The organism is Pseudotabrizicola sp. (assembly GCF_030656345.1).
Lineage (GTDB): Bacteria > Pseudomonadota > Alphaproteobacteria > Rhodobacterales > Rhodobacteraceae > Pseudotabrizicola.
The window spans coordinates 130,219-147,997 of sequence record NZ_JAUSNR010000019.1 but is presented as its reverse complement, the minus strand read 5'-3'; the positions used below and the strand labels follow the sequence as shown (position 1 = coordinate 147,997).

Here is a 17,779-nt window from a genome sequence, read left to right as displayed (position 1 = left end):
CGGTCAGCGGTGGGTTCGGATAATCTCGGCCTGATGTTCACCCAAGGTCGGGGCAGGGCGATCCAGTGCCAGCTCGGCACCCGAAAACCGGAACGGTGAGCGCACGCCCGGCATGCCGCCCGGCGCGATCTGCAGGCCACGCGCCACGACCTGCGGATCGGCAAACACCTCCGCCAGATCATTGATCGGCCCGGCGGGCACCCCCGCGGCCTCGCAGGCGGCCAAAAGGTCGGTCTTGGTCCATGTGCGCGTGGCTGCTGTCAGCCGGTCGGTCAGATCGGCGCGGTTCTGAACCCGGTCGGCGTTGGTCAGGAAGGCCGGCGCGGTGGCCATATCTTCCAGCCCGAGGATCTTGCACAGGCGTTGGTACTGGCCGTCATTTCCGGTTGCCAGAATAAGCCAGCCATCGGCGCAGTCGAACACGGCATAGGGCGCAAGATTAGGGTGGGCGTTGCCCATTCTGGTGGGTGCCGCGCCCGTGGTCAGGTAGTTCAGCGACTGATTGGCCATGATCGAGGTGGCCACATCCAGCAGCGCCATGTCGACATGCTGACCAAGGCCGGTAGACTGTCGCTGGTGCAGCGCGGCCAGAATACCAGTTGCGGCATAGATGCCGGTAAAGATATCGGTGACTGCCACGCCGACCTTTTGCGGCTGACCATCGGCAGCGCCCGTCACGCTCATCAACCCGGCCATGCCCTGAATGATGAAATCGTACCCCGCGCGATAGGCATAGGGCCCGTCCTGCCCGAACCCGGTGATGGAACAATAGACCAGACGCGGGTTCACCTTTTGCAGACTGGCGTAATCCAGCCCGTATTTCGCCAGACCGCCGACCTTGAAATTCTCGATCACCACATCTGCATCCGCGATCAGGCGGCGCACCATGTCTTGCCCTTCGGGCGTGCGGAAATCGCAGGTGACGGACCGTTTGCCCCGGTTTGTCGCGTGGAAATAGGCGGCAGATCGTTCGCCCTCCCGCTCAAGGAACGGGGGGCCCCAACGGCGGGTATCATCGCCTTCTGGGGCTTCGACCTTGATCACGTCTGCCCCAAGATCTGCCAATGTCTGACCAGCCCACGGGCCCGCAAGGATGCGGGCCAGCTCAACGACCTTCACACCGGCAAGGGGTGCCGTCATTCCTTCGCGAGCTCTGCGTCAAGAATGGTTTTCAGATCGGCGTAAGACATGTTCGCATGTTTGGTGCCGTTGATGATCAGGGTCGGCGTGCCCTGAATGTCATATTCGGCCATGTTCTCGTTGAACAGATCGAGCATGCCCTGCGCCAGGGTCGCATCCTGCATGCAGGCATCAAGTGCGGTCTTGTCCAGCCCGTTGACCAGCCCGCTTTTCTTCAGGCTTTCGACCATGTCGGCAGGATTGTTGATCGACAGCCATTCCTGCTGGCGGGCGAAGATCGAGTCCTGAATGGCAAAATACCGCATCTCGCCGCCGCAGCGGGCGACCATTGCTGCCCAGAATGCTGGCCGGTCCTGGTTGAAATAGACCTCACGGTACACAAAGCGGACCTTGCCGGTGTCGATATAGTCGGTCTTCAGCGGCTTGAAGATCTGTTTGTGAAACGTTGCGCAATGCGGGCAGGTATAGGACGCATATTCGATCAGCGTCACCGGCGCGTCGACCGGGCCAAGGGCCATGTCCTTGATTTCCATCGCCGGCGCCTCGGCGGCAGGGGCTGTGTCCTGTGCCTGCGCAGGGGAAGCGGGCACAAGCGACCAAAGGCCAAAGCTGCCCGCCAGAATAAGGGCCGAAGCGGCCAGAGTGGTTTTCAATGACATCATTTTTCGCCTTCTGTCGTCTTGCGACGGTTTAGGATGTTTTCGGCCAGGGCTTCAAGGGCTGCGCGCAGCCCCGGATCATGGATCGGGGCCGCGGTTTTGCAGGCTTCGGCCCGGATGGCCGGATCGACAACGGGGGCAGCCTTTGGAGCAGGGGTAAATTCGGCCTGACCTTCGGCAAAGCCGACGGGGGCGGTCTGGGTCAGCAAGACCCGAGAAATCGCGTTGTAGCCATAGATCGCATTGACCTTGGTGCGGATCATTTCCTTTTGCATTTCAATCATCGGTGCCATCGGCCCTGTGGTCAAAAGCGTCAGGCTGCCGCCAAAGCCATCACGGCCATAGCCCACCTTGACTGGCCGGGTGCATTTGGCCAGATCTTCGCCCACAACCTCTGGCCAGTGGGTCAGAAGCCGGGTGATGGCAAAGCCGCGCGATTCCCCTGCCACGCGGACAGGGTCTTTCATCAGGCCAAACGCCGGTTCAAACCCGCGCATCCGGCGTGATGGTTTCTGATAAGGGGTCGCGTTGCGGGCCATCTGGTATCCTGTGACACTGCCGCTATCTTATCCTGCCAAGGCCGCACCGCCAGTGGGAACACGGGACAAAGGATATAAAGATTGCGTGACGCTGACCTGAGCGACCTTCTGCTGGACTGGTATGACCGTGATGCACGGGTCATGCCCTGGCGGGTATCGCCGCACGACCGCAAGGCAGGCATCTTGCCCGATCCCTACCGGATCTGGCTGTCCGAGGTGATGTTGCAGCAAACCACCGTCGCAGCGGTGAAAGACTATTACCACCGCTTCACCGCGCGCTGGCCCGCCGTGACCGATCTTGCCGCCGCGCAGGACGCCGATGTGATGGCCGAATGGGCCGGTCTTGGCTATTACGCCCGCGCCCGCAATTTGTTGAAGGCGGCGCGCGCCGTTGTCGCCGATCATGGCGGGGTGTTTCCCGGCTCGCGCGATGGATTGCTGAGCCTGCCCGGCATCGGCCCCTATACGGCAAGTGCCGTGGCCGCGATTGCCTATGATGAGCCGGCGACTGTGGTGGATGGCAATGTCGAACGGGTGATGTCACGGATGTTCGCGGTGCAGACCCCGCTGCCCGTTGCCAAGGCAGAGCTGACAACGCTGGCCGCATCGCTGACGCCGGATCAGCGGCCCGGCGATTATGCGCAGGCGGTGATGGACCTTGGTGCCACGATCTGCACCCCCCGCAACCCGGCTTGCGGGATCTGCCCCTGGATGCAGGCCTGCGAAGCCCGGCAGCAGGGAATTCAGGCGCAGCTTCCCCGCAAGATGGCGAAGCCTGAAAAGCCGGTACGCCGGGGGAATCTATGGCTGGCGACGCAGGGGCAACGGCTGCTGCTGCAGCGCCGCCCGGACAAGGGGCTGCTGGGTGGCATGCTGGGCTTTCCCGGCGATGGCTGGGATGGTGCGGGCGGGTCTGCCCCCGCCTTGGCCGACTGGCAGGAGATCGGCGAGATCCGCCACACCTTCACTCATTTCCACCTGTATCTGACCCTGCACGCGGCTGAATTGCCGGTCGGGTCGGTTGTGACGCATGGTCACTTCCTGTCTGGCAACGAATTCAGTGGTGCGGATTTGCCGACCGTGATGCGCAAAGCCTATGATCTGTGGCGGGACACTGTGACCCGTTGAGATATCCTTTACCTTGGCGCATCATAAATCGTTCAACACAGGGCATTTCATGTCAGACCGACCCCGCCAGAAAACCGGATTTGCCCAGGCCGCGCCTTTCTGGCTGACGCTTGGCGTCGTGCCGTTGGCCGTGATCGGGGCCACGCTGGGGGGGTGGTTCACCGCGCTGGTGCCCGCCTATTCGATCCTGATCTATTCAACGCTCGACGCGCTGACCGGGTTGAACGACCGCAACGCAGACCCCGAAACGCCCGATGACATGCTGCTCTGGTATCGGCTGCTGACCCTGATCTGGACTCCGCTCCAGCTGACCGTGCTGTTTGGAACGATCTGGTATGTCACGGCGATGGATCATCAGTCCGGCCTTGAACTCGGGGTTCTGTTCTTTGGTATCGGCACCATCACCGGCACTGTCGGGATCAACTACAGCCACGAGCTGATGCACCAGAAAAGCCGGCTGGAACGCTGGCTGGGGGATATCCTGTTGGCATCGGTGCTGTATTCACATTTCCGGTCCGAGCATTTGCGGGTGCATCATACCTATGTCGGCACCTGCCGCGACCCGGTGACGGCCCGCTACAACGAAGGGTTCCACCGCTTCTTCCCGCGTGTTCTGCGCCAGAGCCCGGTTTCCGCCTGGCGGGCCGAGGTGGCGCTGCTGGCCCGGCGCGGTTTCCCGTGGTGGCACCAAAGCAACCCGTTCTGGCGCTATGCCGCGTTGCAGGCGGGGATGCTTGGCCTCGCCTTTGGACTTGGGGGCGGGCTGGGGCTTGGGCTGTTTGTCTGGCAGGCGGCCGTCGCGATCTGGCAGCTGGAGGCGGTGAATTATGTCGAGCATTATGGCCTGACGCGCAGGCATCTGGGGGATGGGAAATATGAACATGTCAAACCGCATCACAGCTGGAACGCCTCGCACACCGCGTCAAATTGGCTGCTGATCAACCTGCAGCGGCATTCAGACCACCATTTCAAGCCCGACCGCCGCTTCCCACTGCTGCAGACCTATACGCCGGAACAGGCCCCGCAACTGCCGCTGGGCTATCCGCTGATGGTCTTCATCGCGATGAACCCGCTATGGTGGCGGCGGATGATGAATCCGCGCGTGCGGGCGTGGCGGAAATTCCACTATCCCGACATCACGGATTGGCACCCCTATAACAAGGCGCTGAATCCAGCCCCACGCTGAGCGTTCAGACTCGTTCCAAAGCGATGGCGATGCCCTGACCCACACCGATGCACATGGTGGCAAGTGCGCGCCGCCCGCCGGTCTGCGCCAGTTGCAGGGCGGCGGTTCCGGTGATGCGGGCCCCCGACATGCCCAGCGGATGGCCAAGTGCTATGGCCCCGCCATTCGGGTTCACGCGCGGATCGTCGTCGGCAATGCCAAGCGCGCGCAGGGTGGCAAGACCTTGGGCGGCAAACGCCTCGTTCAGCTCGATCACATCCAGATCGGCGGCGGTCAGGTTCAGGCGGGCCAGCAGTTTCTGCGAGGCCGGGGCAGGGCCGATGCCCATGACCCGCGGCGGCACCCCTGCCGTTGCCCCGCCCAGAACGCGCGCAATCGGCGTCAGGCCATACTTTGCGACCGTCGCGGCATTGGCCAAAATCAGCGCAGCCGCCCCATCGTTCACGCCGCTGGCATTTCCTGCGGTAACCGAGCCACCCGCAAACAGCGGCTTCAGCTTGGCCAAAGCCTCTGGCGTGGTGGCGCGCGGGTGTTCGTCCCGGTCCACCACCAGCGCATCGCCCTTGCGCTGCGGGATGGTGACCGGGGTGATCTCCAACGCCAGCCGCCCGTTTTCCTGTGCCGCTGCCGCCTTGGTTTGCGAGGCAAGCGCCATCGCATCCTGAGCGTCGCGGCTGATGCCATAGTCATCGGCCACGTTCTGCCCGGTCTGCGGCATCGAGTCCGTGCCATAGGCGGCCTGCATCGCCGGGTTGATGAAGCGCCAGCCGATGGTGGTGTCATAAATCGCCGCATCGCGGCTGAACGCAGACCCCGCCTTTGGCATCACAAACGGCGCGCGGCTCATGCTTTCCACGCCGCCTGCGATCATTAGATCGGACTCGCCCGCCGCAATGGCCCGCGCCGCCGCCAGCACCGCATCCATGCCGGACCCGCACAGCCGGTTGATCGTGGTGCCGCTGACACCCACTGGCAGACCGGCGAGCAGCAGCGACATGCGCGCGACGTTGCGGTTGTCTTCACCCGCCTGATTGGCGCAGCCGAAGATCACGTCATCCACCGCTTCCCAGTCCACGCCCGCATTGCGCGCCATCAATGCGCGCAGGGGCACCGCGCCCAGATCATCCGGGCGCACGGTGGCAAGGCTGCCCGCATAGCGGCCAATCGGGGTGCGGATATAATCGCAGATGAACACTTCGGTCATAACATCAGCCTTTTACAGTGCAGGAACATCAAGATCGGTCACCGCACTTTCAAGGTGCAGAGTGGCCCCGGTCAGCGCCTGCAGGTCCTCGACTGACAGCGCGGCCAGCTTTTCGCGCAGCACGAAATGACCATCGACAATGTCGATCACGGCCAGACTGGAATAGATCCGGGTGACACACCCAACCCCGGTCAGCGGCAAGGAACAGCGCTGCACCAGTTTCGGTTTGCCATCCTTGGTCACGTGGTCGGTGATCACGGCAACCGTCTTGGCCCCATGCACCAGATCCATCGCGCCCCCCACCGCAGGCACCCCGCGCAGGCCAGTGGACCAGTTTGCCAGATCGCCGGTTTCTGCCACCTCATAGGCCCCGAGGATCGCCACATCCAGATGACCGCCTCGTACCATGGCAAAGCTGTCGGCATGGTGGAAAAACGCTGTGCCGGGCTTGATCGTCACCGCTTTTTTGCCGGCGTTGATCAGATCCCAGTCCTCCGCCCCCGCTGCCGGGGCCTCGCCAAAGCCAAGGATGCCGTTTTCGGTGTGAAAAATCGCCTCGCGCCCGGGGGGCTGGAACTTGGCCACCATCTCGGGGAAACCGATGCCAAGGTTGACATAGGCACCGTTGGCAATGTCTTGCGCCGCGCGCCAAGCCATCTGGGTGGGGGTCAGTTTCTGGGTCATGCTGCGGCCTCCGGGTAGACCGCTTTGGCGCGGTTCAGGTCTTCTTCCTGCTGCGGGTGGGGCACTTCCACCACGCCCTGTACAAAGATGCCGGGGGTGATCACCGCCTCGGGATCAATGCCGCCGGGGGCTACAATCTGCGACACCTGCACGATGGTTGTGGTCGCCGCCATGCACATCAGCGGGTTGAAATTGCGCGCCGCCATCCGGTAGGTCAAGTTGCCCAGACGGTCGCCCAGATGCGCCTTGACCAAGGCGACATCGGCCTTCAGCCAGCGTTCCTGCACATAGGACCGGCCCTCAAACACCTCGACCGGCTTGCCCTTGGCCAGATCGGTGCCAAAGCTGGTGGGGGTATAGAACGCCGGAATGCCTGCGCCACCGGCGCGGATGCGTTCGGCCAGCGTGCCCTGCGGCACCAGTTCCAGCTCGATCTGGCCCGCCAGATAGCGTTCGGTAAACACCACCGGATCGGCCGAGCGCGGGAAAGAGCAGATCAGCTTTGCCACCATGCCTGCCTCGATCAGCGCGGCCAGACCGACATGGCCATTGCCCGCGTTGTTGTTGACGACCACCAGATTTTTGGGGTGGCCGGTGGCGAGGAAGCGGTCGATCAGGGCATGAATCAGCTCGATCGGCGCGCCGGAACCGCCAAAGCCGCCGATCATCACGGTCATGCCATCGTCGATGCCAGCCACTGCGGCAGCAAGGTCGGAAAGGGTTTTGTCCATCTGGAACCTCCATCGGGGCAGATCGGGCCCCGGGGGCGGGGCCGTCTTTGTGCTATGGCCTAGCGGGCAACAGGGCTTGTCGTCCACTCAATTTGTGCGATATACTGTTTTTGTTGACATAACGCACAAAAGGCCCTGCCGTGACCATAACTGAACGCGATACCATGGGTGGCCTTGCCAAAGGGTTGGCGGTGATTGAAACCTTCACCGCAGCCCGCCCACGCCAATCCATTGCCGAGGTGGCGGCGGCCTCGGGTCTCGACCGGGCGACGGCGCGCCGCTGTCTTCTGACGCTGGCGCATCACGGCTATGCCGATTGGGATGGCAAATTCTTTACCCTGACACCCCGGGTCTTGCGGCTTGGCACGGCTTGCCTTGCCACCATGCCACTGCCGCAGATTGTGCAGCCGGTGCTGGATGATCTGTCTGACCGCATTGGCCAAAGCAGTTCGGTATCCATTCTGGACGGGGCCGAGATTGTCTATGTTGCCCGCGCCGCGCAGAAAAAGGTGATGTCGGTCGGCCTGATGCCCGGGTCCCGCCTGCCCGCGCATTGCACCAGCATGGGCCGTGTCCTGCTGGCGGCGCGGCCGGTCGCCGAGGTGCAGGCCCTTCTGCAAGCGCATCCGCCATTGGCGCGCACGCCGCTGACGCGGACCGGGTCCGAGGCGATACTGGCCGAACTGGCACAGGTGCGGGCACAGGGCTATGCCATCATTGATCAGGAGGTTGAACTTGGCCTGCGGTCGCTGGCCGTTCCGCTGTTCGATGCGCATGGCAGGGTGGTCGCCGCGCTGAATGTCGGGGTCGCGGCCATTCATGCCGAAGCAGAGCAGCTGGTGGCCCTGTATCTGGGGCCGCTGCAACGGGTTCAGTCAGATCTGCGCCTGCTGCTGCGCTAGGCCCGCCCGGAAAACGCCCAAGGCTTCAGGCGCGAGACACGGCCTGATCGCGCGCCACAAAAGCCGGCAGGCCCGATGGCCCGACCGCATTGCGCTGTTGGGCCTGACAGGCCAGAAGCACGGCGCGCAACGCCTCCAGCCGGATCGGCTTTGGCAGATGGGCATCAAACCCCGAGGCAATATAAAGCGCCAGATCCGTTGGCAGCGCATTGGCGGTCGCGGCCACTGCATAGCCAGGGGCGCGGCGCTGATCCGTTTCCAGTTGGCGCAGGCGATGCAAGGTTTCGATCCCCGAAAACCCCGGCATCGAGATATCCAGAAGATAGATGTCAAAGGCCTGTTCTTCAGAGATCCTGATCGCGGCATGGCCGTCTTCGGCGATCTGCGGCTCGATCCCCAGCTGGCGCAGCATCGCGCGCAGGACAAGCAGATTGACCGCGCTGTCATCTGCGCACAGCACCTTCATCGCCGAGAAATCATGCAGCGGCACCACAACCGGATCGGCTGGAACCTGCACCGCAGGTGCCGCCCGGTCCAACGGTAAGGAAATGGTAAACCGGGTGCCTATATTCTGCTGACTTTCAACGGCAATCGTTCCGCCCATGGCCGTCACCAGCTGGTGCACAATCGTCATGCCCAGCCCTGTGCCGCCAAAACGTCGGGTGATGCCTTCATCGGCCTGATTGAATTCATCAAAAAGGGTGAAAACCTGCGCCTCTGTCATCCCGATGCCGGTGTCTTCCACCACGATCTGCAGCTGGTCGGTGCCGCTGACCGAAGCGCGGATCGTCCCCGCTTCGGTAAATTTGACAGCATTTCCGACCACATTCTGCAGGATCTGGTTCACACGATGCCCGTCGCCAAGCCAGTCGCCGGCGGCTTCGGGCGCAAGGTCAACGGTCAGCGTGATCCCACGCGCCTGACATCTCGGGTCGTGGCAGGCCCGGATCTGATCAAGCAGCGCGCCCGGATCAAAGGGGCGGGTCTCCAGCGTGACGGCATTGGCCTGCAGTTTTGACACATCCAGAATATCGTTCAGGATATGGATCAGCAGATCGCCCGAATGCTGGATATGGCCGATCAGTTTGCGCGCCTCCGGTTGCTTCACGAGTCCCTGCAACACATCCGCCAGCCCGATGACAGAGTTCAGCGGCGTGCGGATTTCGTGGCTCATATGCGCCAGAAACCTGGCGCGGGAGTCGGCAAGTTCCTGGGTGCGCTGCTGTTCACGGCTTAGCGACTGGTTCAGCCGCGCGGCGCGCAGCGCGATCAGCCCAAAGCTCCATTGCAGGGCAGAATAGGCCAGGGCAAAGGCAATCAGCGCGGTGCTGGTCAGATGGACCGTAAAGGGAGCCCCGGAGGCAAGCAAGGTCAGACGCAGCAGATACCCGCTGAAAAGCACGAAGAACGGAAAGCAGACAAGCACCCGCAATTCGCGTTCAAAAGGCTTTGAAAGCCGCAGAATGATCAATGCCATGATCAGGGTATAAGTGCCGTTGGCGACAGAGGTGGTAATAAACAGCGCCGTTGCCGCCGTTCCGCTCAGCACCAAACCCCATTGCAGCCCGACATTCACCACACTGACAGAGGCAAAAAGCCAATAGCGGGGGTGCCCGCCGAGGCCGCGATACATGGCAAAAAAGCCAAACAGAATGCCGAAATGCGCACCGCAGATAATGACGCTGCTGCCCAGCCAGAAGGGCAGTGACTCGTGAAACAGCAAGGTGACCGCTGCCGTCAGCATGGCCACATTGGACAGGCTGAGCCAGGTTGAACCTGCGTTCAGGTCAGCATCGAATGACCGGGTGCGGCGTTCCAGAAGACAGATCAGCAATGCAAACACGGCCATTGTCGCGGCAATCAGGACAACGACGCTGATCTCTACGGTGGCGCTCAATGTGTTTCCTTTATCAGGCCAACGCTTGGCCCGGTCGCGGTGCCTGAGCCCGGACGTCAGCGGCCAAAGGCTGCTGCACAGGATCGCGGGCAATCAAGAGGTGTTGCAGAACACGTTGTACTCGCAAAAAACATCCATATGACGCGCATACAGGAAGTTACGCAGCTTTCAGCTTCAACGCAGCAAATACACATTATGCATCATTCCCATGACACGCATGAAAAATCACGCGCCGACAGGCCTTTAGCATAAGACACGTTCACCTGAAATGACGCCATGATCAAGCGTCAATTCCAGAACGACGGTCTGCTCCTTGGCCTGTTGCCCTTAAGACAACCTGACCGGCAGCCCGCGGAGCGGGTTTTGATGCCGAAGCGTGGCACTGATGACTGCGATATATGTCACAGGACACTCTTGAGATTCAGGTTGTTTTTTACCACAGTTTTGTCTCTCGGACAAAAAGCCACTTGCTCATCGCCCCAATCCCCATGATTCTTGTTCAAATTGATGGAACTTCCCGGAAACTGGCTCTGCGCAGGTAGGTCTGTGTCAGCCTGCGGACCGGGTTCTGAAAGATCGAAGGGTCGAAGCTGCGATGATTGACTGGCAAATTGCAAACGACCTGAAGCAGGCCATCGGGCCAGAGGTGTTTGAAGAGGTGGTGACGGTCTTTTTTCAGGAAACCGACAGCACGCTGAACCGATTGTTGGGTGCAACCACGGCGGATGCCATGAAAAGCGAACTGCATTTCATGAAGGGCAGCGCCCTGAACCTTGGGTTCAGCGATCTGGCGCAGATCTGTCAAAGGCTTGAAAGCCGTGCCGAGGCGGGCGAAAGCGATCTGCCTCTGGCGCAGGTGAAGACGATCTATTCTGCCTCTCAGGACGAGTTTTCGCGCCGCCGTGCCGAGATGATTGCCTAGGTCCGCTCCCGGCCCGTTGCAGGCTCAGGGCAGGGTCTTGTCCTGCTGATCGGCAAGGCCTGACAGGGTAAAGCCATAGCGGCGCATCTTGTCGTTCAGCGTGCGTCGGGGCAGGCCAAGGGTTTCTGCGGCCCGCAGCGTGTTGTTGCGGTGGCGATCCAGAACGGCCGCGATTTCGCGCGCCTCGAAGGCCGCGACGCGTTCGGCCAGCGTGCCTTCCGGCAGGCGAAAGCTGTCCGGGTTCAGGTCAAACAGGCCAAGCGCATGGGCTTCGGCGGCGGCTTTCAACTCACGCACATTGCCCGGCCAGGCCCGGCGTTTGAGTTGTTGTTCGAACATCCAGGTGACGGGCGGATCACCGCGACCGTAACGGCGGGCCGCAAGAACCGCATAATGGCGGAAAATCAACGGAATGTCCTCGCCCGCCTCATGCAGGGTCGGCGTGCGCAGGCCGGTTCCGGCAAGGCGGTAATACAGGTCTTTGCGAAAGCCCGTCGCGTCGCGCAGATCGGATTTCGCGGTGGCAATGACGCGCAGATTCAACGGGCGCAACCCGCTTTCGCCCAGCCGTTCGACACTGCGTTCCTGCAGGGCGCGCAGCAGTTTCGCCTGAACGGACGGTGCCATGCCTTCGATCTCGTCCAGCATCAGCGTCCCGCCGGATGCCTCTTCCAGCTTTCCCGCGCGCGCCGCCGCAGCCCCGGGAAAGGCCCCCGCTGCATGGCCGAACAGGATCAGATCGGCCATCGACTCGGGCAGGGCGGCGCAGTTGATCGCCACAAAGGGGCCAGTGGCGCGTGACCCCCCGGCATGCAGGGCGCGGGCCGCCAGCTCTTTGCCGGTGCCGGTCTCACCCGTGATCAGCACATCCACATCCAGCGGGGCAAGTGCTGCGATCCGGTCGCGCAATGTGCTGATTGCGTGGCTTTGGCCCAGTATCGTCGCCTCGGCCCGTTCGGCCAGCACCTGCTGCAGCCGCGTGACCTCGGCCCGGGTGGCGCGCGCGGCAAGGGCGCGGGCGACCACAGCGATCAGATGCGCCGCATCATAGGGCTTTTCCAGAAAGTCATCCGCTCCGGCCCGGATCGCCTGCACCGCATGGCCGATATCGCCGTGCCCGGTCAGCAGAATGACCGGCAGGTCAAGGTGGTGCCCCCTTACCGCCCGCAGCAGCGCAAGCCCATCCATCCCGGGCATCCGCAGATCGGTCAGGATCAGATCGGGCGGATCGGTCAGCGCGGCCATAGCGCCTGCCCCGCCGGCAAAACCCTGTGCCTGATGCCCCGCTGCCTGCATCAGATCGCACAGGGCTGCACGGTGATCGTCATCATCCTCGACCACAAACAGCCGGGCGGTCATTCTGCCGCCTCGCGTGCGGGTTCGGCCAGCGGCAGGGTAACGGCGACGGTGGTGCCGTGGCCCGGGGTCGACTCGATGCCAAGGTGGCCACCGAATTCCGACAGGATCGCCTTGGATATCGCCAGACCAAGCCCCAGCCCTTCGCCGGTGGTTCTGGTGGAAAAGAACGGCTCGGTGACGCGGGGCAGCACATCGGCGGCAATGCCCGGGCCGGTGTCGGTGACCGTCAGCTGCGCCTGCCCGCGGGCCGTGCCCAGCGTGACGGTAATGGTCGCCCCCGGATGCCCCTCTGCCGCGTCCAGCGCGTTGAGGATCAGGTTGACCGCCACCTGCTCCATCCGCACCGCCCCGGCCATGACGAAAACCGGGCCATCGCCCTGCAGCACGACCGGGATCACCCCCACTGCGCGGGCGCGCGGCGTTATAAGTTCAAGCGCCGAGGTGATAACCGGCGACAGGTCGATCAGCTTCAGTTCTCCCGCCTCTTTGCGGCCAAAGCTCTTGAGGTGTTTCGTGGTGCGCTGCATCCGCCGGATCAACCCGCGCGCGGTGGCAAGCCGGGGGGCGGTGGTGGTATCGCTGGTGTGCAGGCCGATTTCGGCGGCGGCAAGCGTCGCCTCCATCGCGGCAAGTGGCTGGCTGATTTCATGCACGATGGCGGTGGACATGCGGCCAAGCGCGGCCATTTTCTCGGCATGGATCAGGTGTTCCTGTGCCGCGCGCAGGTCAGTTTCGGCCTGACGGCGGGCATCCACCTCGCGTGCCAGATCGGCGGTGCGGGTGGTGACCATGGCCTCCAGCCGTTCAGACTGTGACAGGCGCAGCGCGATCAGCTGGCGGCGTTGTTCCCATGACTTCAGCCCCGCCGCCGCCGCCAAAGCCAGTACCGCAGCGATCAGCGCCCAGACCGTGGCCGGCCCGGTTACGTCGGCGGTCGGGCGGGCGGCGATCAGGCGCCAGCCGGTGCGCTCTACCGTTGTCAGGCGGCCGATCCAGCCGGTCCCGGTGGCATCAGCACCCAAAGGCGCGCGCGGCAGCAGGGGCGTCGCCCCTTGCAGATCCACCCCGTCATAGGCGCGGGTGGCGATCAGCCGCTCCGTCACATCGGCGCCAAGCGGGGCAAGCGGGCGGTACAGCCAGTCTTCACGCCCTGACAGAAAGACCATGCCATCGGCATCGGCAAGCGCCATCTGCACCCCCGCACTGCGCCATGTCGCCTGTAAGGGCCGCAGATCAACCTTGACCACCAGCACCCCGGTCTGGTTGCCCGAGGTAACGCGGGTGGACAGGAAATAACCGGGCACTCCGGTGGTGACACCGATGGCATAGAACTGGCCGTGCCCGGTTTCCGCAGCTTGGGTGAAATAGGGCCGGAAGCTGTAATCCTCGCCCACAAAACTGCCGGGCCGGTTCCAGTTCGAGGCGGCAATCGTCTGACCCGTCGCGTTGATCAGAAACAGATCAGAGGCCCCGGCATGAACCGCAATGTTCTCCAGATAGCGGTTGGCGGCATCCAGCGCGCCCGGGTCGGTCAGGGCCGCCAGAATGCGGGCATCTTCAGACGCAACATCGGGCAGGGCGCGGAAGCGGTCAATCTCGGCGTCCACCGCGCGGGCTGTCAGCAGAAGCGAGCGGTCAAGCCCTTCGTGCAGGCTGGTGGTGGCCCAGCGATCGGCAATCAGCCATGCCAGCAGCCCCGCGATCAGCGCGGCCAAAATCGGCAAAAGGGTGCTGCGGCGCGTCATCCGGCCCCCAGCAGGCGGTCGGCAATGTGGCTGGCAATCGGAATGGCGGCGGTGGCGGCAGGCGAGGGGGCGTTGCAGACATGCAGCGCATGGCGGCTTTCAAGAAACAGGAAATCGTCGATCAGCCGCCCGTCGCGCGCAACGGCCTGCGCCCGCACTCCGGCACGGTAAGGTGCCAGATCTGCCCGCGTGAGTTGCGGCGCATAGCGCTGCACCTTCTTCAGGTAAAGCCGGGTGCTGACAGAGGCTGCAAGCTCCCCCACCGCTGGCCCGGCATTGCGGACCAGCATCCGCCAGAACCCGGGCCAGCCAAGCGTGGCGGCCAGATCGCCCGGCGACAGGTCGCTTCTTGCATAGCCTTCACGTTTCATCGCCAGCACCGCATTCGGCCCCACTGTAAACCCCCCGCCCATCTTGCGCGTGAGGTGGACGCCAAGGAAAGGTCTTTCCGGATCGGGCACCGGATAAATCAGACGGCGGACCAGATCGGCGGGCTGGTTGAGGATGCGGAAATACTCGCCCCGGAACGGGATGATGCGGAAATCGGGTGCAAGGCCCATCGCCTTTGCCATCCGGTCAGCGTGCAACCCGGCGCAGAACACGGCTTTTCCCGCGGTGATGGGGCCGGAGCTGGTGGTCAGGCGGATGCCTTGGGCGGACTCGCGGCCCGCTATCACGCAGGTGCCGGTTTCCACCGTGCCACCTTGGGCGATGAAGATCTCGGCCATCTTGCGGGCGACCACTGCATAATCGACGATGCCGGTGGCGGGTGACCACAGCGCGCCGATGGCGGCGATGTTCGGCTCCCATCTGCGGGCCTCGGTGGCCGATATGCTCTCTATCGGAATGCCATTGGCCGTGGCACGCTGAAACAGCGCCTCCATCCGGGGCAGTTCGGCGGGGTCGGTGGCGACGATCAGCTTGCCGCAGTCTTCATAGGGCAGGCCGTGTGCGTCGCAAAAGGCGCGGGTTGCGGCGGCACCGTCCCGGCAAAACCGCGCCTTCAGACTGCCCGGCGCATAGTAAACGCCCGCATGGATCACCCCCGAATTGCGCCCGGTCTGATGCAGGGCGACGGCGGGTTCCTTTTCCAGCAGCAGCACGCGGGCCTTTGGCTGGCGGCGCTGCAGCTCCAGTGCGGTGGCAAGGCCGACGATGCCGCCCCCGATGATGACCAGATCGGCGGTCTTCATGGCGCGCAGGGCGCAATCCGTATCGCGCCCCCCGCTTGCGCGCCAATCTCATGGCACTTGGCTCCGTCGCAAAGCCGCCACCCCGCGCCGGTGGTACCAGAGGCGGCAAGGTACAGATCCGCCACCTCGGTTCCCGGCGACCAGACCCACCAGCCGCTCTGCCGCACCGCCCCCGGCCCGGGCTCCATCCCGGCACCTGAACCTTTGATGCGGGCCTGAACCAGACGCAATCTATCGGGCAGAACCCGCCACTCTTCGACCCATTCGGTTTTCTCAACCGAATGGGTCCAGTGCAGCGAAAAGCCGGGGCCGGACAGGGCAAGCACCATCGCCCCGGCCATCAGGCAGGTCATGCGGCTGCCCTGCGGCGCAGCAGGATATGCTGGGCCACGAAGGCCAGCACCAGAACAAAGCCGATGCCATCCGTCGCAGGCAGTGCCACCACCAGCGCACCGGCGGCAACCATGGCAAGTCCGCGCTGCCACAGGGTCAGCGGCGTGCCAAGCCAGCCGATGACCGCCACGCCCCACAGCCCGATGGCCAGCACGGTTTTTGTCACCACATAGATGACCGCCGGGATAAACCCGATGGCTTCAGACAACGGCCCGCCGTTCTGCAGCATCAGCGCAGGGGTATAAACCGCCATGAACGGGATCACGAAGCCCGCCGCCGCGATCTTCACCGCCTGGATCGAGATGGTCAGCCCGCGTTCCTTGGCAATCGGGGCGGCGGCAAAGCAGGCCAGCGCCACCGGCGGGGTCAGATCGGCAAGGATGCCGAAGTAGAACACGAACATATGGCTGACGATCAGCGGCACGCCCAGTTCCAGCAGAGCAGGCCCGGCAATCGACGACGTGATGATGTAGTTTGGAATGGTCGGAATCCCCATGCCCAGTACGATGCAGGTGATCATGGTCAGCACGAGGCTCAGAAACAGGCTGCTTTCTCCCACGCCCACAATGAACTGGCCAAAGGTATTGGCCGCCCCGGTCAGGGTCATGGTGCCGATGATGATGCCGACCAGCGCACAGGCGATGCCGACCGGCAGCGCGGTTTTCGCACCATCGGCCAGTGCGTCGCGGCAGATGATCAGCGTCTCGCGCCCGCCTTTGGACAGCGCGTTGAGCGCGATCAGCGCGGCCACCACGCTTGCGACCACCCAGATGCCCCATTGCAGGAAGGCCCCGGCGGCAAAGCCAAGCCCGATCCAGAACATCACGCGGATCACCCCGGCAGGCAGGCCAAGCGCCACGCTGGCCCCAAGGATCAGCATCAGCGTCAGGCCAAGCCCGACGGTGCCCGCAAAAAGCGGCGTGTAGCCGGAAAACAGCAGCCAGACCAACACGGCCAGCGGCAGGATCAGATGCCAGCCTTCCCTGAGCGCCTTCATGGGCGACGGCAGTTCCGCCTTTGACAAGCCGCGCAGGTCCAGTCGGCCTGCCTCCAGATGCACCATCCAGAAAGCGGCGGCGAAATACAGGATGGCGGGGATGATGGCGGCGCGGACCACCTCGATATAGGCGACCCCCAGCGTTTCGGCCATGATGAAGGCCACAGCGCCCATCACCGGCGGCATGATCTGCCCGCCCATGCTGGCTGTCGCCTCAACCCCGCCAGCAAAGGCCGGGCGGTAGCCAAAGCGTTTCATCAGCGGAATGGTGAACTGGCCGGTTGTGACCACATTGGCCACGCCCGATCCGGAAATCGTGCCCATCAGGCCAGACGACAGCACTGAAACCTTGGCCGCCCCGCCCATCTTGTGCCCGACAAGACCCAGCGAGACATCGGTAAAAAGCTTGATCATCCCTGCCTTTTCCAGAAAGGCCCCGAACAGGATGAACAGGAAGATGAAGGTCGACGAGACATAGGTCGGAATGCCGTAAATGCCTTCGGTGCCATACGCCATATGCTCGACCACCTGCGCGAAATCATAGCCGCGATGATTCAGGGGGGCGGGCAGATATTCACCAAACAGGCAATAGGCCAGAAAGGTGCCCGCGATGACCGGCAAGGCCAGACCCATCATGGCCCAGGCCGCCCCGAACACGGTGGCAAGCGCAATGACGCCGACGGCAATATCCAGCGGCAGCGGATCACCGGCGCGCATCAGCAGCGGCACATATTCCCACCATTGGTAAACCGCGACCGCCACCGACAGGCCCGCAAGACCCCATGCCATCAGCCGCACCCCCGGCCCCGCCCCACGCATCAGCGCCAGCAGCGGAAAGCCCAGCAGCAGCAAAAAGCCCACATGAAATGCGCGGGTGATCTGGCTGGCAAAATCCACCAGATGCGCCGCTGTCAGGATCTGAAACACCGAAAAGGCAATGGCGATGCAGAACAGCGTGCGCCCTTCCCAACCCGGGGGGAAACCGGCGGCAAGCGGGTCATGCGGATTGTGCGCCTCTACCACGGCGTCGGCTTTGTCTTTGGTCATGATGGCCCTCCCAAGCCCGATGCAGGCGGGCCTGTGCGGCCCGCCTGTTTCCG

Annotated in this window: 16 protein-coding genes; 4 read left to right on the top strand and 12 right to left on the bottom strand. The window is 63.4% G+C overall.

Annotated features, from left to right (window positions below):
• Positions 1-3: 3 nt before the first annotated feature.
• From Q7J44_RS11000 to Q7J44_RS10990, 3 genes are read right to left on the bottom strand one after another with little or no spacing between them, the layout of a single operon-like run.
• Positions 4-1,140 carry a CaiB/BaiF CoA-transferase family protein gene (locus tag Q7J44_RS11000; RefSeq protein WP_304879793.1) on the bottom strand — a complete coding sequence of 379 codons (1,137 nt, stop codon included), beginning with the start codon at positions 1,138-1,140 and terminating at the stop codon, positions 4-6.
• Complete coding sequence (locus tag Q7J44_RS10995) at positions 1,137-1,799, bottom strand: DsbA family protein (protein WP_304879791.1); 663 nt, start codon at positions 1,797-1,799, stop codon at positions 1,137-1,139. Before Q7J44_RS10995 ends, Q7J44_RS11000 begins: the two co-directional genes overlap by 4 nt.
• Entirely contained in the window at positions 1,799-2,338 is a 540-nt protein-coding gene (locus tag Q7J44_RS10990) for a DUF721 domain-containing protein (protein WP_304879788.1), read from the bottom strand. The genes Q7J44_RS10995 and Q7J44_RS10990 overlap by 1 nt, the downstream gene beginning before the upstream one ends.
• An 81-nt stretch (positions 2,339-2,419) precedes the next feature.
• Here Q7J44_RS10990 and mutY point away from each other — a divergent pair, with 81 nt between their 5' ends.
• Both mutY and Q7J44_RS10980 read left to right on the top strand, forming a co-directional pair.
• Complete coding sequence (gene mutY, locus Q7J44_RS10985; RefSeq protein WP_304879786.1) at positions 2,420-3,466, top strand: A/G-specific adenine glycosylase; 1,047 nt, start codon at positions 2,420-2,422, stop codon at positions 3,464-3,466.
• Positions 3,467-3,515: 49 nt separating this feature from the next.
• A complete protein-coding gene (locus Q7J44_RS10980; RefSeq protein WP_304879784.1) occupies positions 3,516-4,652 on the top strand; it encodes an alkane 1-monooxygenase in 1,137 nt (378 codons plus the stop codon).
• Positions 4,653-4,656: 4 nt separating this feature from the next.
• Here the strand turns inward: Q7J44_RS10980 and pcaF are convergent, their stop codons facing one another.
• Genes pcaF through Q7J44_RS10965 form a run of 3 tightly spaced genes read right to left on the bottom strand, consistent with a single transcriptional unit; the run spans position 4,657 to position 7,271 of the window.
• Positions 4,657-5,856 carry a 3-oxoadipyl-CoA thiolase gene (pcaF, locus tag Q7J44_RS10975; protein ID WP_304879782.1) on the bottom strand — a complete coding sequence of 400 codons (1,200 nt, stop codon included), beginning with the start codon at positions 5,854-5,856 and terminating at the stop codon, positions 4,657-4,659.
• 12 nt (positions 5,857-5,868) lie between these two features.
• Positions 5,869-6,540 (bottom strand): 3-oxoacid CoA-transferase subunit B, encoded by a 672-nt coding sequence (locus tag Q7J44_RS10970; RefSeq protein ID WP_304879780.1) that lies wholly within the window; start codon positions 6,538-6,540, stop codon positions 5,869-5,871.
• Positions 6,537-7,271 (bottom strand): 3-oxoacid CoA-transferase subunit A, encoded by a 735-nt coding sequence (locus Q7J44_RS10965; RefSeq protein WP_304879778.1) that lies wholly within the window; start codon positions 7,269-7,271, stop codon positions 6,537-6,539. The genes Q7J44_RS10970 and Q7J44_RS10965 overlap by 4 nt, the downstream gene beginning before the upstream one ends.
• A gap of 164 nt (positions 7,272-7,435) precedes the next feature.
• Here Q7J44_RS10965 and Q7J44_RS10960 point away from each other — a divergent pair, with 164 nt between their 5' ends.
• Positions 7,436-8,173, top strand: a complete 738-nt coding sequence (locus tag Q7J44_RS10960; protein WP_304880366.1) for an IclR family transcriptional regulator C-terminal domain-containing protein — start codon at positions 7,436-7,438, stop codon at positions 8,171-8,173.
• A 25-nt stretch (positions 8,174-8,198) separates the two neighbouring features.
• Here the strand turns inward: Q7J44_RS10960 and Q7J44_RS10955 are convergent, their stop codons facing one another.
• Positions 8,199-10,070, bottom strand: coding sequence for an ATP-binding protein (locus Q7J44_RS10955; RefSeq protein WP_304879776.1), 1,872 nt, complete (start codon positions 10,068-10,070; stop codon positions 8,199-8,201).
• A gap of 595 nt (positions 10,071-10,665) precedes the next feature.
• Between Q7J44_RS10955 and Q7J44_RS10950 the strand changes: the two genes are divergently transcribed.
• The gene (locus Q7J44_RS10950; RefSeq protein ID WP_304879774.1) at positions 10,666-10,992 is read left to right on the top strand and encodes an Hpt domain-containing protein; all 327 of its coding nucleotides are present in this window, start codon (positions 10,666-10,668) and stop codon (positions 10,990-10,992) included.
• A 24-nt stretch (positions 10,993-11,016) separates the two neighbouring features.
• On the opposite strand, the gene Q7J44_RS10945 is transcribed toward Q7J44_RS10950, so the two are convergent.
• From Q7J44_RS10945 to Q7J44_RS10925, 5 genes are read right to left on the bottom strand one after another with little or no spacing between them, the layout of a single operon-like run.
• The gene (locus Q7J44_RS10945) at positions 11,017-12,351 is read right to left on the bottom strand and encodes a sigma-54 dependent transcriptional regulator (protein ID WP_304879772.1); all 1,335 of its coding nucleotides are present in this window, start codon (positions 12,349-12,351) and stop codon (positions 11,017-11,019) included.
• Positions 12,348-14,096: an ATP-binding protein gene (locus Q7J44_RS10940; RefSeq protein ID WP_304879771.1), complete on the bottom strand. Its 1,749-nt coding sequence runs from the start codon at positions 14,094-14,096 to the stop codon at positions 12,348-12,350. Before Q7J44_RS10940 ends, Q7J44_RS10945 begins: the two co-directional genes overlap by 4 nt.
• Positions 14,093-15,289, bottom strand: a complete 1,197-nt coding sequence (gene lhgO, locus Q7J44_RS10935; RefSeq protein WP_304879769.1) for an L-2-hydroxyglutarate oxidase — start codon at positions 15,287-15,289, stop codon at positions 14,093-14,095. Before lhgO ends, Q7J44_RS10940 begins: the two co-directional genes overlap by 4 nt.
• Positions 15,286-15,642 carry a DUF1850 domain-containing protein gene (locus Q7J44_RS10930; protein ID WP_304879767.1) on the bottom strand — a complete coding sequence of 119 codons (357 nt, stop codon included), beginning with the start codon at positions 15,640-15,642 and terminating at the stop codon, positions 15,286-15,288. Before Q7J44_RS10930 ends, lhgO begins: the two co-directional genes overlap by 4 nt.
• Positions 15,639-17,726, bottom strand: a complete 2,088-nt coding sequence (locus Q7J44_RS10925; protein ID WP_304879766.1) for a TRAP transporter permease — start codon at positions 17,724-17,726, stop codon at positions 15,639-15,641. Before Q7J44_RS10925 ends, Q7J44_RS10930 begins: the two co-directional genes overlap by 4 nt.
• Positions 17,727-17,779 lie beyond the last annotated feature (53 nt).

What these genes read in the sequence shown, in the direction of transcription:
- Q7J44_RS11000 (WP_304879793.1), bottom strand. Translation starts at nt 1,140, where the DNA reads ATGACGGCACCCCTTGCCGGTGTGAAGGTCGTTGAGCTGGCCCGCATC.
- Q7J44_RS10995 (WP_304879791.1), bottom strand. Translation starts at nt 1,799, where the DNA reads ATGTCATTGAAAACCACTCTGGCCGCTTCGGCCCTTATTCTGGCGGGC.
- Q7J44_RS10990 (WP_304879788.1), bottom strand. Translation starts at nt 2,338, where the DNA reads ATGGCCCGCAACGCGACCCCTTATCAGAAACCATCACGCCGGATGCGC.
- Q7J44_RS10980 (WP_304879784.1), top strand. Translation starts at nt 3,516, where the DNA reads ATGTCAGACCGACCCCGCCAGAAAACCGGATTTGCCCAGGCCGCGCCT.
- pcaF (WP_304879782.1), bottom strand. Translation starts at nt 5,856, where the DNA reads ATGACCGAAGTGTTCATCTGCGATTATATCCGCACCCCGATTGGCCGC.
- Q7J44_RS10970 (WP_304879780.1), bottom strand. Translation starts at nt 6,540, where the DNA reads ATGACCCAGAAACTGACCCCCACCCAGATGGCTTGGCGCGCGGCGCAA.
- Q7J44_RS10965 (WP_304879778.1), bottom strand. Translation starts at nt 7,271, where the DNA reads ATGGACAAAACCCTTTCCGACCTTGCTGCCGCAGTGGCTGGCATCGAC.
- Q7J44_RS10960 (WP_304880366.1), top strand. Translation starts at nt 7,436, where the DNA reads ATGGGTGGCCTTGCCAAAGGGTTGGCGGTGATTGAAACCTTCACCGCA.
- Q7J44_RS10950 (WP_304879774.1), top strand. Translation starts at nt 10,666, where the DNA reads ATGATTGACTGGCAAATTGCAAACGACCTGAAGCAGGCCATCGGGCCA.
- Q7J44_RS10945 (WP_304879772.1), bottom strand. Translation starts at nt 12,351, where the DNA reads ATGACCGCCCGGCTGTTTGTGGTCGAGGATGATGACGATCACCGTGCA.
- Q7J44_RS10940 (WP_304879771.1), bottom strand. Translation starts at nt 14,096, where the DNA reads ATGACGCGCCGCAGCACCCTTTTGCCGATTTTGGCCGCGCTGATCGCG.
- lhgO (WP_304879769.1), bottom strand. Translation starts at nt 15,289, where the DNA reads ATGAAGACCGCCGATCTGGTCATCATCGGGGGCGGCATCGTCGGCCTT.
- Q7J44_RS10930 (WP_304879767.1), bottom strand. Translation starts at nt 15,642, where the DNA reads ATGACCTGCCTGATGGCCGGGGCGATGGTGCTTGCCCTGTCCGGCCCC.
- Q7J44_RS10925 (WP_304879766.1), bottom strand. Translation starts at nt 17,726, where the DNA reads ATGACCAAAGACAAAGCCGACGCCGTGGTAGAGGCGCACAATCCGCAT.